Origin of the sequence: Yinghuangia aomiensis, assembly GCF_039542225.1 — a bacterium.
GTDB classification, from domain to species: domain Bacteria; phylum Actinomycetota; class Actinomycetes; order Streptomycetales; family Streptomycetaceae; genus Yinghuangia; species Yinghuangia aomiensis.
This window is the reverse complement of sequence record NZ_BAABHS010000057.1, coordinates 1-15,400: the sequence shown is the minus strand read 5'-3', so window position 1 is coordinate 15,400 and position 15,400 is coordinate 1. Positions and strand designations below refer to the sequence as shown.

Here is a 15,400-nt window from a genome sequence, read left to right as displayed (position 1 = left end):
TCGGCCTCCGCCGAGGGCGGTTCAGTGCAGGTCGTCGTCCGACGCCGCGCGCGAACTGCCTCCGGCCGCCCGCTTTTCCGCGCGGGACAGCGAGGTCAGCCGCAGGGCCGTGTCGATCAGCGGCACGTGGCTGAACGCCTGCGGGAAGTTGCCGACCTGGCGGCCGAGCCGCGGGTCCCACTCCTCGGCGAGCAGGCCGAGGTCGTTGCGCAGCGCGAGGAGCCGCTCGAACAGTTCGCGGGCTTCCTCCACGCGGCCGATCATCGCCAGGTCGTCGGCGAGCCAGAACGAGCAGGCCAGGAACGCGCCTTCGTCGCCGGGCAGGCCGTCGAGGCCGACGCTTTCGCCGCGCGTGGGGTAGCGGCGCACGAAGCCGTCCTCGGTGAGTTCGTGCTGGATCGCCTCGATGGTGCCGACGACGCGCTTGTCGTCCGGCGGAAGGAACCCGACCTGGGGGATCAGCAGCAGCGACGCGTCCAGTTCGAGCGAGCCGTAGTACTGGGTGAAGGTGTTGCGTTCGGCGTCGTAGCCGTATTCGCAGACCTCGTGGTGGATCTCGTCGCGGACGCCGCGCAGCCGCTCCAGGTGCCGCTCCAGGTGCGCTGCCGCGCTGTCGCCGGGGCCGGCCTCCAGCAGCTTGATGGTGCGGTCGACCGCGACCCACGCCATCACCTTGGAGTGCACGAAGTGCCGCCGCGGGCCGCGGACTTCCCAGATGCCCTCGTCGGGCTTGCGCCAGTTGTCCTCGAGGAAGTCCATGAGGCGCAGCTGGAGCTGGTGGGCGTTGTCGTGGCCTTCCATGCCGGCCAGGCGGCCGTGGTGGAGGGCGTCGACGACCTCGCCGTAGACGTCGAGCTGGAACTGCTCGGCGGCGGCGTTGCCGATGCGGACGGGGCTGGAGTGCTCGTAGCCGGGCAGCCAGTCGGCTTCGTACTCGGTGAGCCGGCGTTCGCCGCCGACGCCGTACATGATCTGCAGGTTCTCCGGGTCGCCGGCGACCGCGCGCAGCAGCCACTCGCGCCACGCCGTCGCTTCCTCCAGGAAGCCGGTGCGGACGAGCGACGACAGGGTCATCGCGGCGTCGCGCAGCCACGTGTAGCGGTAGTCCCAGTTGCGGACGCCGCCGACGTCCTCGGGGAGCGAGGTGGTGGGGGCGGCGACGATGCCGCCGGTGGGCGCGTAGGTGAGCGCTTTGAGGGTGATGAGCGAGCGGACGACCGCGTCGCGCCACGGGCCGTCGTAGGTGCACCGGGAGACCCAGTCCTGCCAGAACAGCTGGGTGTCCTGGAGGACTTCCTCGGCGTCGGTGCCCAGCGGCGGCTGCGCGTGGGAGGGCCACCAGCTGAGCACGAAGGCGTGCCGGTCGCCGGGGCCGACGGTGAGGTCGGCGTAGGTGGTCATGCCGCGGCCGTAGTGGTCGGTGTCGCTCTGCAGCCACACCGAGTCGGGGCCGGCGACGGCGACGGTGCGGCCGTCGTCGTGGCGGCGGACCCAGGGGACGACCTTGCCGTAGTGGAACCGCATGCGTATCTCGGAGCGCACCGGGACCTGCCCGGATATGCCTTCGACGATGCGCACGATCGCGGGTGCGCCGATCAGCTCGTCCGAGGGCGGCATGAAGTCGGTCACGCGGATCGTGCCGCGGGGCGTTTCCCACTCGGATTCGAGGATGAGCGAGTCGCCTTGGTACTGGCGGCGGGTCGACACCCCGCCGGACAACGGCGCGATCTTCCAATAGCCGTTGTCCTCGGTGCCGAGCAGTCCCGCGAAGATCGCGGGGGAGTCGAATCGGGGGAGGCACAGCCAGTCCACGGAGCCGTCGCGGCCCACCAGAGCGGCGGTCTGCATGTCCCCGATGAGGGCGTAGTCCTCGATGCGATTGCTCACGCGGGAAATCCGTCCTGCCGATGTCCGGCGCTGTGCCTGGAGAAGATGGGTCTGGAAAGGAGACGAACTGAAGGCGGGTGAAACGGGCTGGAACGAGCTTGGAGGGACGACCGGCCGACCCTCGAAGGGCACGCGCAGTCCTTGATCAGGGTACGCGAACCGGAGCCGTGGTGGCGGCCACTCCGTGACTCTGCGTGGCCTAGGCGGGGGAGTTCATCCGGAACTGCCCTCCTTTCCGATGCTATGCGAGGGGCGGTAGGCACGGATTGTCACGCTCCGAATATGGTGGATCGTCCTCCGTGGTGACGGCTCCGCCTACGGGACGATGTCCGCGTGCGCTGTTACCCTGGACTCCCGTGGACTTGAAGGGACGGCCCGCGACCAAGGCCTCCCCCCTTCCGAATCCCCCTCGGATTCCCCCTTCGGATCGACCCCACGGGAGCCCCTCCTTGGCAGTGCAGACGCCCGGCAGTCCGACGCGCGGCGCGCGTTCGGCTCGCACCCGGCCGACCAAGCATCTTTTCGTCACCGGGGGTGTCGCCTCCTCGCTCGGCAAGGGGCTCACGGCATCCAGCCTCGGCGCGCTGCTCAAGGCGCGCGGGCTCCGCGTGACGATGCAGAAGCTCGACCCGTACCTGAATGTCGACCCGGGGACGATGAACCCGTTCCAGCACGGCGAGGTGTTCGTCACCAACGACGGCGCCGAGACCGACCTGGACATCGGCCACTACGAGCGCTTCCTCGACGAGGACCTGCACGGCTCGGCCAACGTCACCACCGGCCAGGTCTACTCGTCGGTGATCGCCAAGGAGCGGCGCGGCGAGTACCTCGGCGACACCGTCCAGGTCATCCCGCACATCACCAACGAGATCAAGTCGCGCATCCGGCAGATGGCCGGCGACGAGGTCGACATCGTGATCACCGAGGTCGGCGGCACGGTCGGCGACATCGAGTCGCTGCCGTTCCTGGAGTCGGTGCGGCAGATCCGGCACGAGGTCGGCCGCGACAACGTGTTCTTCCTGCATGTGTCGCTGCTGCCCTACATCGGCCCGTCCGGCGAGCTGAAGACCAAGCCCACCCAGCACTCCGTCGCCGCGCTGCGCTCCATCGGCATCCAGCCCGACGCCGTCGTGCTGCGCGCCGACCGCCCGGTGCCCGCGGACATCAAGCGCAAGATCTCGCTGATGTGCGACGTCGACGAGGAAGCCGTCGTCGCCGCCATCGACGCGCCGTCGATCTACGACATCCCCAAGGTGCTGCACGCCGAAGGCCTCGACGCCTACGTCGTCCGCCGCCTCGGCCTGAACTTCCGCGACGTGGACTGGTCGACCTGGGACGACCTGCTGCGCCGCGTGCACCAGCCGGAGCGCGAGGTCACCGTCGCCCTGGTCGGCAAGTACATCGACCTGCCGGACGCCTACCTGTCGGTCACCGAGGCCATCCGCGCGGGCGGCTTCGCCAACAACGTGCGCGCCAAGATCAAGTGGGTGACCTCGGACAACACCGCCACCCCCGAGGGCGCCGCCCGCGAACTCGCGGACGTCGACGCGGTCCTGGTGCCCGGCGGCTTCGGCGACCGCGGTGTCGAGGGCAAGGTCCAGGCGATCAAGTACGCGCGCGAGCACAAGATCCCCACGCTCGGCATCTGCCTCGGCCTGCAGTGCATGGTCATCGAGTCCGCCCGGTCCCTCGCCGGCCTCGACGGCGCCAACTCCCTCGAATTCGACGAGCAGACCGCCCACCCGGTCGTCTCCACCATGGCCGACCAGCTCGACATCGTCGCCGGCCAGGGCGACCTGGGCGGCACCATGCGGCTCGGCGAGTACGAGGCGAAGTTCACGTCCGGCTCGATCGCCGCCGAGGTCTACGGCGCCGACCACTCGTTCGAGCGGCACCGCCACCGCTACGAGGTCAACAACGCCTACCGCCAGCAGCTCGAAGCCACCGGCCTGGTGTTCTCCGGCCTGTCGCCCGACGGCCGCCTCGTCGAGTACGTCGAGCTGCCGCGCAACGTGCACCCGTACTTCGTCGCCACCCAGGCCCACCCCGAACTCAAGTCCCGCCCGACCCGCCCGCACCCGCTGTTCGCGGGCCTGGTCGCGGCAGCGGTGCGCCGCGTGACCGGCGAAGACCGCGCGGCGGCGGAGGTCGCGGGGTAGCGGCACGCACATGCGGTGACACGGCGGGGGCGGATCGGCGACGCGGATCCGCCCCCGCCGCACGTTCCACTAGGTTTTGCCCATGGACATCGCAGACAGCCCCGCGGAATGGCCGGTCACCGAATCGTCGACGCCCTACCAGGGCCGCATGACCGGACTCCGCACCGAGGTCGTCACCATGCCGGACGGGTCCCCGGCCCGGCGCGACTACCTCGTCCACCCCGGGGCGGTCGGCGTCATCGCGCTCGACCCCGACGACCGCGTGCTGGTGCTGCGCCAGTACCGCCACCCCGTGCGGCAGAAGCTGTGGGAGGTCCCCGCCGGGCTGCTCGACGTCGCCGGGGAGCCGCCGCTGCTCGCCGCGCAGCGCGAGCTGTACGAGGAAGCGCACCACAAGGCCGACGACTGGCACGTGCTCGTCGACCTGTACAACAGCCCCGGCTCGTCGAGCGAGGCCATCCGGGTCTTCCTCGCCCGCGGACTGAGCGAGGTCGAAGGCGAGCGGTACCAGGCGCACGGCGAGGAACTCGACCTCGAGCTGGCCTGGGCGCCGGCCGACGAGCTGATCGGCCGGGTGCTGGCCGGCGACCTGCACAACCCGACGCTGTGCGCGGGCGTCCTCGCCCTGCACGCGGCACGGAACCGGCCGGGCGGACTGGACGCTCTGCGGCCGGCGGACGCGCCGTGGCCGGCCCGGCCGTTTTAGTCCGGGCGTTCTGGTCCGGCCGTTTTGGTCCGGGCGTTCTGGTCCGGCCGTTTTGGTCCGGGCGTTCTGGTCCGGGGAATGCTGCACGAGGGGGTGGCGTTGGTGAGCGTCATCCCCAGGTAGGGGTGCGTCGCGCGGCACCCGGCTCCACCGGTTCGCTAACCTGCGCCGTAAGGCTGTCTGGGGGCTGGGAACAGGGGGTCGTCGGCAGTGATCCAAGCGGGTGAATCCACGGCCGTCGCCGGAGGCGACGACGCGCGGAACACCGCCGTCCCCGGACCGCGGGCCGGCGAGGAATCCGGCGTCCCCACGCTGCGCCTCGGCCCCGCCCAACTGCCCCCCGCACCGCTCGGATTCGTCGGCCGCACCGACGAACTGCGCACCCTCTACGGCTGGGTCACCGGACCCGGCGCCGCCGTCCCCGCGCCGGGCACCGCCTCGCTGCTGCCGCCCGACCGCATCGTGGCCGTGTCCGGGCCGGTCGGCATCGGCCGCAGCAGCCTCGCCGTGCTGCTCGCCCACCGGCTCGCCCCGCACTTCCCCGACGGCGTGCTGTACGCGCGGCTCACCGGCGCACGCGGCGAGACCGTCCCGCCCGCCGACGTCCTCGAATCCTTTCTGCACGCGCTCGGCGAACGCGACGTGCCGTCCGGCACCGACGACCGCACCCGCCGCTTCCGCGAACTCGTCGTCGACCGGCGGATACTCCTCCTCCTCGAAGACCTCGCCGGAGCCGGCCAACTGCGGCCCTTACTCCCGGAAAGCCAAACCGCCCTCGTCGTCGCCACCAGCGTCACCCCCTTCACCGGCCTCGGCCGCGCCGCCGTCGTCCGCGCCTGCGCCCTCGACGTCCTCGAACCCGACGCCGCCGCCGAACTCCTCGGCTCCCTCGCCGGACACACCCGCGTCGCCTGCGACCCCCGCGCCGCCGACGAACTCCTGTCGCTGTGCGACTACCACCCCGGCGCCGTCCACCTCGCCGGCGCCTGGCTGCGCGCCCGCCCGCAATACGCCCTCGCCGACGTCGCCCGCCGCCTGCGCGCCGAACGCCTGCGCGTGCAGAGCACCTGCCCCGCCACCGAACTCGCGCTGCGCGCCTGCTTCACCCTCGTGCACCGCGAACTCGTGCCCTCCGCGGCCCGCCTGCTGCGCCTGCTCGCACTCGTCCCCGGCGGCGAATTCGGCTCCGACGCGGCCGCCGCGCTCGCCGACTGCGGACCCGACGCCGCCGCCACCTCCCTCGCCGAACTGTGCGAACTGCACCTCCTGGAACCCGGCCCCACCCCCGGCCGGTTCCGCTTCCACGAACTCCTGCGCGGCTACGTCCAGGAATGCCTCGACGCCGAAGAACGCCCCGGCGAACGCCGCACCGCCCGCGTCCGCCTCCTCGAGCGGTACATCCGCCTCGCCCGCGCCGCCGAGCACACCCTCGCCGGCCGCGGCCGCGAAGTCCCCGCCGACGTCCGCTTCGAATCGCCCGCGCACGCGCGCGCATGGCTGCGCGAAGAACGCCCCGAACTCCTCGCCGCCGCCCGCGTCGCCGCGTCCGCCGGGCTCGACGGACCCACCCGCCGCCTCGTCGCCGTCCTCACCCGGATCCTCGACCGCCGCGCGCACTGGCGCGACGTCCGCGAACTCCACGAACTCGCCCTCGCCACCGCCCGCCGGCACGGCTCGGGCCGCCAGGAATCCGTCGCCCTCCTCAACCTCGGCAACCTGCACGTCGCCCGCGCCGAACTCGAACAAGCCCTCGCCTGCTACCGCGCCGCCCTCGAGGTCTCCCGCTCCATCGCCGACCCGGCCGGCGAAGGCCGCGCCATGGTCAACCTCGGCAACGCCTACGCCGACCTCGGCGACCTGCAGCGCGCCGCCGACTGGTACGACCGCGCCCTCCTGCTGCGCCGCACCACCGGCGACGCCGACGGCCAAGCCCGCGTCCTCTCCCACCTCGGCCGCCTGCACGCCCGCATGGGCCGCTTCGAACAAGCCCTCCGCGACCACCGCGCCGCCCTCGGCGTCCGCCGCCGCCTCGGCGACCACGCGCACGTCGGCCGCGTCCTCGCCGACATCGGCGAATGCCTCGGCGACGCCGGACGCACCCGCGAAGCCCTCACCGTCTACCGCGACGCCGTCGAAGCCTTCCGCACCGCGGGCGACGAACGCCTCGAAGCACTGACCCTGCTGCGCACCGCAGACCTCCTCGACGACGCCGGCGACCCCGGCGAGGCCCGGGCCCGCCGCCGCCAGGCGCTCGCCCTGGTCAGCGACGTCCCCCAGGCCGACGAGATGCGGCGTCTGCTGGACGAGGACGCGCAGCCCGGAGTCCCCGCGCAACGCGGGGAGTGACCCGCACCACCGTCCGCCGGGGTCCCCGGCGGCTTTCTGCTGCCCGCGCGCGGGCATTCCGCGTGAGTCCCCATGCGCACGGGTACGCCACAAACAGCAGCTCAGAACCCCTCCACGGGCGTCCCAACCTGGGAAAGCCAAACAATGTGCTGCATTCACTGGCACTTTGTAAGGTTGGCAGGGTGTTGGGACCGCATTAAGCTAGGTGTGCCTCGGAGTGACGGCAGTGCGCCTCAGCCTGCCCGCGGGTCCGCCGGACAGCTTCCCCGACGGCGTCTCAACCCTCTGTACGTAAGGACGTGGATAGCCGTGAAGGTCGGCATTCCCAGCGAGGTCAAGAACCACGAGTACCGCGTGGCGATCACGCCCGCCGGCGTGCACGAACTCGTGCGCAACGGCCACGAGGTGTTCGTCCAGAAGGACGCCGGTGTCGGCTCCTCCATCACCGACGAGGAGTACGTGGCCGCCGGCGCCACCATCCTCGACACCGCCGACGCGGTGTGGGAGACCGGTGAGCTGATCCTCAAGGTCAAGGAGCCCATCGCGGAGGAGTACGGGCGCCTCCGCAAGGACCAGACCCTGTTCACGTACCTCCACCTCGCGGCCTCCCGCGAGTGCACGGACGCGCTGCTCGCGGCGGGGACCACGTCCATCGCGTACGAGACCGTCCAGTTCCCCGGCGGCCAGCTTCCGCTGCTCGCCCCGATGTCCGAGGTCGCGGGCCGGCTGGCCCCGCAGGTCGGCTCGTACCACCTGATGCGCCAGGGCGGCGGCCGCGGCACCCTCATGGGCGGCGTCTCCGGCGTGTACGCCGCGAAGGTCGTCGTCATCGGCGCCGGCGTGTCCGGCCTGAACGCCGCGGCGATCGCGCTCGGCATGCAGGCCGAGGTGCTGCTGCTCGACAAGAACATCGAGACGCTCCGCCAGGCCGACCGGATCTACCAGGGCCACCTGCAGACCGTCACCTCCAACGCCTACGAGATCGAGCGCGCCGTCGTCGACGCCGACCTCGTCATCGGCGCGGTGCTGGTGCCGGGCGCCAAGGCCCCGAAGCTCATCACGAACGAGCTGGTGGCGAAGATGAAGCCGGGCTCCGTGCTCGTCGACATCGCCATCGACCAGGGCGGCTGCTTCGAGGACTCGCGTCCGACCACGCACGACAACCCGGTCTACAAGGTCCACAACTCGATCTTCTACTGCGTCGCCAACATGCCGGGCGCGGTGCCGCACACCTCCACCTACGCCCTCACGAACGCGACGATGCCGTACATCGTCGCGCTCGCGAACAAGGGCTGGCGCAAGGCGTGCCAGGACGACGCGGCGCTCGCGCTCGGCCTGAGCACCCACGAGGGCCAGCTCACCAACGGCGCCGTCGCCGAGGCGCACGGCCTGGGCTACGTCGAGATCCCGCAGCTGCTCGCCTGATCTCCGAACATCGGCCGGGCCCCCTCCCCTGAGGGCCCGGCCGACCCCCGCGGCGGCGCGCCCCTGTCGTCGCCGCGGTCTTCGCCGGCGCGAGCGGGCGGCCCCCGACGGCCGCTCGCGCCGTGCCGCGTGACGCGCGATGCCGGTCCCACAATGGCGTGGGACCGGCATCGCGCGTTTTGCTGTGGATAACCTGCGCGGGAACCACCCGTCGGGGTTGCCGTCCACAGGCTGGTTCTTTCGCGTTGGACGGCAGTCGGCGGCGCGGACGAGACTCGCGGTGGCGGCGGGGGTGGGGGAGGGGACCCGCGGCGGGAGAGGGAGGGCCCAGCAAAGGTGAGCACCGTCGAGGGAGCCCGGGTGTCCGAAACGCTGACCCACGCGACACGGGCCTACCTTGACCACCTTGCCGTAGAACGAGGCTTGGCCCCCAACACCCTCGCCGCCTACCGCCGCGACCTGGGGCGATATCTGGCCTTTCTTGACGGCCTCGGCCACCGTAATCCGGCGGACGTCACCGCGGCCGATGTCGCCGCCTACGCAGGCGCGTTGCGTACCGGCGACGATCACGGCCCCGCGCTCGCGGAATCCTCCGCCGCGCGCGGGGTGGTCGCGGTCCGCGGGCTGCACAAGTTCTGGCTGCGGGAAGGCCGGGTCGAACGGGACGCCGCGGGGGAAATCGCCCCGCCGGCACCGCCGTTGCGGCTCCCGAAGGCCGTGCCGCTGGACCGCGTCGAGGCGCTGCTGGCGGCCGCCGGTGCGGCGGACCCGCCGTTCGGACTGCGCGACCGGGCCCTGCTGGAACTGCTGTACGGCACCGGGGCGCGGATCTCCGAAGCGGTCGGTCTCGATATCGACGATGTCGATCTGACGGCCCGTACCGTGGTCCTCTCCGGCAAGGGCGGCAAGCAGCGTGTGGTGCCCGTCGGTTCGTATGCCGCGGAAGCGGTGGGCGCGTACCTCGGACGCGGCCGATCGGATCTGGTCGGAAACGGTCGCGGTGGCCCCGCGTTGTTCCTCAACGCCCGCGGCGGCCGGCTGTCCCGGCAGAGCGGTTGGACGGTGCTCGGATCGGCCGCCAAGCGCGCGCAGTTGACCGAGCCGATGTCGCCGCACACGTTGCGGCACTCGTTCGCGACGCACCTGCTGGACGGAGGAGCGGATGTCCGAGTTGTCCAAGAACTGCTGGGACATGCATCGGTGACGACCACTCAGGTCTACACGCTGGTCACGATTGATCGACTTCGCGAGGTGTACGCAGCTTCCCACCCGCGGGCTCTTGACTGAACCGGTGCGATGTTGCATGGGTCGGGCGGTTCGCCTTGCTGCGACCATGCGACACGCCATAGAGTCGCGAACCGTCAGCACTGGATCGTCACGCTGACGAAGCAAGAAATGGCCTGGTCGGCAAGGAGGTAAGACGACTTGTGAATGAGTCGACATTTGCTCCCGGGGGTGCCCAGCCAGCGTCGGCCCAGGCCCCCCGTGGGTCGGTTCAGGGCAGCGGAGCGGGGATCCCCGCGCCGGGCTCTGCCGCGGAGCAGCAGGGGATGCGCGACGGCGCGCTCCCGTCGACGGCCGACCATGCGGGTGCGGAAGGTTCTGCGGTCGACTCGGGCCCGCGCGGGGTCGAGTCGGACGAATACGCGTACGACATGTACTACTACGACGACGAACTCCGGTACGCCGAAGAGCTGCGCGGCGGTCCGTTCGACCCGGACGCCGACTACGAGCCCGACCCCGAGTACGCCGCGACCCTCGCCCCCGACGCCGCGACCCAGCGCCGCGAGCGCGTCGGGCCGACCGGCCGTCCGCTGCCGTACTTCCCGGTCCCCGGACCGGTGAGCGAACACGGCCCCGCCAAGATCATCGCGATGTGCAACCAGAAGGGCGGCGTCGGCAAGACCACGTCGACCATCAACCTGGGCGCCGCACTCGCGGAGTACGGACGGCGCGTGCTGCTCGTGGACTTCGACCCGCAGGGCGCCCTCTCGGTCGGCCTCGGCGTCAACCCCATGGAGCTGGAACTCACCGTCTACAACTTGCTGATGGAGTCGCACCTCAGCGCCGACGACGTCCTGCTGAAGACCATCATCCCGGGCATGGACCTGCTGCCGAGCAACATCGACCTCTCGGCGGCCGAAGTCCAGCTCGTCACCGAGGTCGCGCGCGAGACGACGCTGGCACGTGCCATCCGGCCGCTGGTGCAGGACTACGACTACATCATCATCGACTGCCAGCCGTCCCTCGGTCTGCTCACGGTCAACGCGCTCACCGCCGCGGACAGCGTGATCGTGCCGCTGGAATGCGAGTTCTTCGCGCTCCGCGGTGTCGCGCTGCTGACCGAGACGATCGAGAAGGTGCACGAGCGGCTCAACCCGAACCTCGTGCTCGACGGCATCCTGGCGACCATGTACGACGTGCGCACCGTGCACGGCCGCGAAGTGCTCGCCCGCGTCGTCGAGGCGTTCGGCGAACAGGTGTTCCACACGGTCATCGGACGCACGGTCCGGTTCCCGGAGACCACCGTCGCCGGGGAACCGATCACGACGTACGCGTCGAACTCCGTGGGAGCCGCCGCGTATCGCCAGCTTGCGAGGGAGGTGCTCGCCCGGTGCCGCGCCGAGTGAGTCTGCCGGGCGCCGACGAGCTGTTCCGCACCACCGGCGGCGCCGGACTGACCCCGCGTCAGCCCGGTCCGAACGGGGACGGCTCCGGCCCGGCGCCGGCGGTCGGAACCGCCGCGCCCGAAGCGGCCGGAACGCCCGGGGCGTCCGGGGTGCCGGGGGTGTCCGGAAACGGGCACGTCCGCGCGGTCCCCGCGCCGTCGGCCGGACCCGACGCGGAAGCCGAGGCGGCTGGTGCGGGGAACTCCGTCGGGGACGGCACCGTTTCGGCGTCCGCCGCGGCGGCCGCGGCCGCCGACGCGATGAGCGCCCAGGCGCAGGAAGCCCGCACCACCGAGCGCACCGTCCCGCCGCCGGCCCAGGCCCGCGACGCGGCGGCGGCCCGCCCCGCACCGCGGCGCGGCCGCGTCCAGCGGCGGCCGAGCGGCCGGGAGCGGCACGACGAGAAGATCACCGTGTACGTGTCGGCCGAGGAACTGATGGACCTCGAACACGCCCGGCTCACGCTGCGCGGGGACTTCGGGCTCGCGGTTGACCGTGGCCGGATAGTGCGCGAGGCGATTGCCGTGGTGCTGGCCGACCTGGAGGCCCGCGGCGAGGCGAGCATTCTGGTGCGACGGCTGCGGGGCGGTGGACCGGGGCACTGAGGGCCCGGTCGGGGTTTTTGCGGACGCGGATCTCGGACGGCAGGGCGTGGGCCTTGCCGGTCGGGGTCCGCGTCCGTTGTGTCTACCGGGGCTTGCCGGCCGGCGCCGCCCAAGACGCCACATCGACGGTACGAGCACCGAACCGGCTCCCGCCAGAGCTTTGCCCGTGCGAGGCCGCCAGGCCGCGATCCGCCATTCCCGCGCGGGGAAAGCCGTAGGCCGGGCGGGCCGGATTTCGCGGGGGCGGCTTGCCCACCGTCGTCCCTGGCTGGAAAATCCAGAGTCCCGCGGCGGGGCAACCTGCCGGTATGCCCGATTCCCGGCACCATGGAACCCGATGTCCACTGCGAACTCCGTCCCCCCGGCCCGCCGCTCGCTCGGCCGCGGGCCCGCTGCCGTCCCGACGCAGGGTGCCGCGGGCGCGGAGGCCTGGGAGCCGGCCGCGGAGAGCACGGGTGCGGTCGACCCGGCTACCGCGGACGAGGGGCCGGCAAACGGGCCGGTTCCGGACACCGCGGACGAAGCGGTCCCGGCGGAAGCCGAGGCGGGCGACGGGGCGGGCGACGGGGTTGCGGCACCGGGCGGCGAGGCGGCACCGGAGGGCGAGGCGGCACCGGAGAACGACGAAGCGCCGGGCGAGGACGAGGCACCGGACGGTGACGGGGCTCCGGACGGCGAGGCGGCACCCGGCGAGGCCGCGGCCGACGGCACCGCCGCCGACCACAAGGGCTTCGCCGTCCGCCTCGACAACTTCGAAGGCCCCTTCGACCTGCTCCTCGGGCTGATCGCCAAACACAAGCTCGACGTCACCGAGGTCTCGCTCTCCAAGGTCACCGACGAGTTCATCGCGTACATCCGCGCGCAAGGCCCCGACTGGGACCTCGGCGTCGCCACCGAGTTCCTCGTCGTCGCGGCCACCCTGCTCGACCTCAAGGCCGCGCGGCTGCTGCCCGCCGCCGAAGTCGAGGACGAGGAAGACCTCGCGCTGCTCGAAGCCCGCGACCTGCTGTTCGCGCGGCTCCTGCAATACCGGGCGTACAAGCAGATCGCGGCGATCTTCGACGAGCGGTGGGCGAACGAAGGGCGCCGCTACCCGCGCGACGTGCCCCTCGAAGACCGCTACACGGGTCTGCTGCCCGAGATCGTCATCAAGATGGACCTCGACAAGTTCGCCCGGCTCGCGGCGCGGGCGATGGCGCCGAAGTCGCCGAAGCTGGTCTCGATCGAGCACATCCACGTGCAGCGGGTCAGCGTGCGCGAGCAGTCGGCGATCGTCGTCGAGCGCCTGCGGCGGCACGGCGCGCTGACGTTCCGCGCGCTCACCGCGGACTGCCCGGACAAGCTGCACGTCATCGCGCGGTTCCTGTGCCTGCTGGAGCTGTTCCGCGAGGCCGCGGTGGGGTTCGACCAGGTCGAGGCGCTCGGCGAACTGCACGTGCGCTGGACCGGCGGCGACACGGACGCCCCGCAGGTCGGTGCCGAATTCGACGAAGCGGACGGCGCGGACGCGGACGACGAGCCGGCCGGCCCGGCCCCGGGCGACGTGGTCACCGCGGCGGACATCCTCGCGATGGCCGACGGCGCCGCACACCAGCGGCACGACGAGCGGGACGGGCACGACGAGGAGGCCGCGGACGACGTGGCGGACGGGCAGGACGTGGAGGCTCAGGTATGACCGACGACGGATTCTGGATCGAGCCGCCGGACGAGCCGCCCGCCGCCGAGCCGCCCGCCGGGCCGCACGCGGCGGACGTCCCCGACGCGGCGGCCGGTCTTCCGCTCCAGCGCGAGGCAACCCCGGGAACCGCGCCGGGGGACCACGTACGCGATGCCGCGGAGACGGGCACGGACGCGGACAGGTCGGACCCGACCGGTGCAGCAGAGCGCTCCCGCCCCGAGCCCGGATCGCGGGAGCCGAACGCCATGGAACTGCGGGTCGGCGTGCCCGATTCCGCCGTCGAGCAGGGGTCCGCGGCCGGTGCGGACTCCGGCGCGGGTCAGGAGGGGCACGCCCGACTCCGGTCGCACGAAGCGGCCGCCGTGCCGCCGGTCGTCTCGAACCCGGCCGCCGGACAGGGCTCCGCCGCGGCCGGCCCGGACCGGCACGCACAGCCTCACCCGGACGGCCCGGGCGCTCCGACCGCCGCGGCCTCGCCGCCCACCGTTTCCGACACCGCCACCGTTTCCGACACCGCCACCGTTTCCGACACCGCCGCCGAGCCGGGCACTACCGCCGGGGCGGACCCGCAGGCCCACGCCCACCCGCACGCGCCGGACGCTGCCGTGTCGGGCCCCGAGGGAGCGGACGCGTTCGCAACCGACCGGCCGGCGCCCGAGGTCAAGGACCCGGGCCGACGCGCACAGTCCCGGCCGCGCCACCCGGGGGCGCCGGGTGCGGCAGCCGTCGCCCCGACCGTGCCGGGCCCCGCGTCGGGCGCCGCTCCCACCTTGATCGTCCCCGCCCCGGCCGCGGAGCCGGGCCCGGGAACCGAACCGGTCGCCGCCCACCCGACGGGGAACGCCCGGCCCGAGCCGTCCCACCCCGCCGCGGAGAGTGCCACGGCCGCCGCCCCGACCGTTCCGGCTCCCGCCACCGAGCCGAGCCCGATGCCGGAACCGGCCGCAGCCGACGCTGCCTCCGCCACCGACGCGACCCCCTATCCCTTCGGTGATCCCGACCACCTCAAGCCCCAGCTCGAAGCCGTGCTGATGGTGGTCGAGAGCCCCGTCCCGGACATCGTGCTGGCGCAGGTGCTCGAACAGCCGACCGAGGCGGTGCTGGCCGCGCTGCGCGAGTTGGCGCAGGAGTACACCGACCAGGGCCGGGGCTTCGATCTGCGGCAGGTGGCGGGCGGCTGGCGCTTCTACACGCGGCCGGAGCATGCCGAGGCGGTGGAGAAGTTCGTCCTCGACGGGCAGCAGTCCAAGCTGACCCAGGCCGCGCTGGAGACTCTCGCCGTGGTCGCTTACCGGCAGCCGGTCAGCCGCAGCCGGATCTCCGCGGTGCGCGGCGTGAACTGCGACGGCGTCATGCGCACCCTGCTGGCGCGCGGTCTCGTCGAGGAGTACGGGGTCGAGCCGGACACCGGCGCGTTCCTGTACCGGACGACGGACTTCTTCCTGGAGCGCATGGGGCTGGTGAGCCTCGACGAGCTGCCCGAGCTGGCCCCGTTCCTGCCCGAGGTCGAGGCGCTGGAAGCGGAGACCGAGGGCGGCCTGGACGGCTTCCCGGTCCGCTCGCCCGGCCCGGTGGCAGCCGGGGGCGGCGGAACCGGGGATACTGGTGGGGAAGACCCCGCGGCGGCGGATGCCGAGGAGCCCACGGACGGTGCTCCGGCCGATCCCGCCCCCGCGGCACCCGACCCCACCGACACCGGTAGTGCGTCCGTGCCCGAGGCAGTTCCGGCCCCGGACGAGGAGACCGGTCAGACGACTACGGACGATTGATGGCTGGCACAGGCAGGCAGGGCTCCGGCCGCGGAAACTACCGCGGCGCGGGCAACGACCGCGACGAGCGCTCGGGCGCCCCGCGCGGTGCGCGCGGCGGGTCCGGGGGACGCGGCGGCGGCGCGGGCCGCCGGGCCGCCGCCGGCCGAGGCGGCG

General features: G+C 72.7%; 9 protein-coding genes and 1 pseudogene. 9 read left to right on the top strand and 1 reads right to left on the bottom strand.

Annotation, left to right across the window (positions count from 1 at the left end; translation table 11 throughout):
* Nucleotides 1-21 precede the first annotated feature (21 nt).
* On the bottom strand, nucleotides 22-1,887 hold the full coding sequence (locus ABEA93_RS39820) for a glycoside hydrolase family 15 protein (protein ID WP_345680882.1): 1,866 nt from the start codon (nucleotides 1,885-1,887) through the stop codon (nucleotides 22-24).
* A 449-nt stretch (nucleotides 1,888-2,336) separates the two neighbouring features.
* On the opposite strand from ABEA93_RS39820, the gene pyrG reads away from it, so the two are divergent.
* The 9 genes and pseudogenes from pyrG to scpB all read left to right on the top strand — a co-directional run.
* Complete coding sequence (gene pyrG / locus ABEA93_RS39815; RefSeq protein WP_425585260.1) at nucleotides 2,337-4,046, top strand: CTP synthase; 1,710 nt, start codon at nucleotides 2,337-2,339, stop codon at nucleotides 4,044-4,046.
* Nucleotides 4,047-4,128: 82 nt separating this feature from the next.
* Complete coding sequence (locus ABEA93_RS39810) at nucleotides 4,129-4,752, top strand: NUDIX domain-containing protein (protein WP_345680881.1); 624 nt, start codon at nucleotides 4,129-4,131, stop codon at nucleotides 4,750-4,752.
* Between the two features lie 210 nt (nucleotides 4,753-4,962).
* On the top strand, nucleotides 4,963-7,098 hold the full coding sequence (locus ABEA93_RS39805; protein ID WP_345680880.1) for a tetratricopeptide repeat protein: 2,136 nt from the start codon (nucleotides 4,963-4,965) through the stop codon (nucleotides 7,096-7,098).
* A gap of 309 nt (nucleotides 7,099-7,407) precedes the next feature.
* The gene (gene ald / locus ABEA93_RS39800) at nucleotides 7,408-8,523 is read left to right on the top strand and encodes an alanine dehydrogenase (protein WP_345680879.1); all 1,116 of its coding nucleotides are present in this window, start codon (nucleotides 7,408-7,410) and stop codon (nucleotides 8,521-8,523) included.
* A gap of 336 nt (nucleotides 8,524-8,859) precedes the next feature.
* Nucleotides 8,860-9,810 carry a site-specific tyrosine recombinase XerD gene (locus ABEA93_RS39795; protein WP_345680878.1) on the top strand — a complete coding sequence of 317 codons (951 nt, stop codon included), beginning with the start codon at nucleotides 8,860-8,862 and terminating at the stop codon, nucleotides 9,808-9,810.
* 368 nt (nucleotides 9,811-10,178) lie between these two features.
* A complete protein-coding gene (locus ABEA93_RS39790; RefSeq protein WP_231779721.1) occupies nucleotides 10,179-11,153 on the top strand; it encodes a ParA family protein in 975 nt (324 codons plus the stop codon).
* Nucleotides 11,138-11,797, top strand: coding sequence for a hypothetical protein (locus ABEA93_RS39785; protein WP_345680877.1), 660 nt, complete (start codon nucleotides 11,138-11,140; stop codon nucleotides 11,795-11,797). The genes ABEA93_RS39790 and ABEA93_RS39785 overlap by 16 nt, the downstream gene beginning before the upstream one ends.
* Before the next feature lie 337 nt (nucleotides 11,798-12,134).
* The gene (locus tag ABEA93_RS39780; protein WP_345680876.1) at nucleotides 12,135-13,472 is read left to right on the top strand and encodes a segregation/condensation protein A; all 1,338 of its coding nucleotides are present in this window, start codon (nucleotides 12,135-12,137) and stop codon (nucleotides 13,470-13,472) included.
* 932 nt (nucleotides 13,473-14,404) lie between these two features.
* Nucleotides 14,405-15,040 (top strand): annotated as a pseudogene (scpB, locus tag ABEA93_RS39775) (SMC-Scp complex subunit ScpB); the annotation flags it as partial.
* Nucleotides 15,041-15,400: the final 360 nt, after the last annotated feature.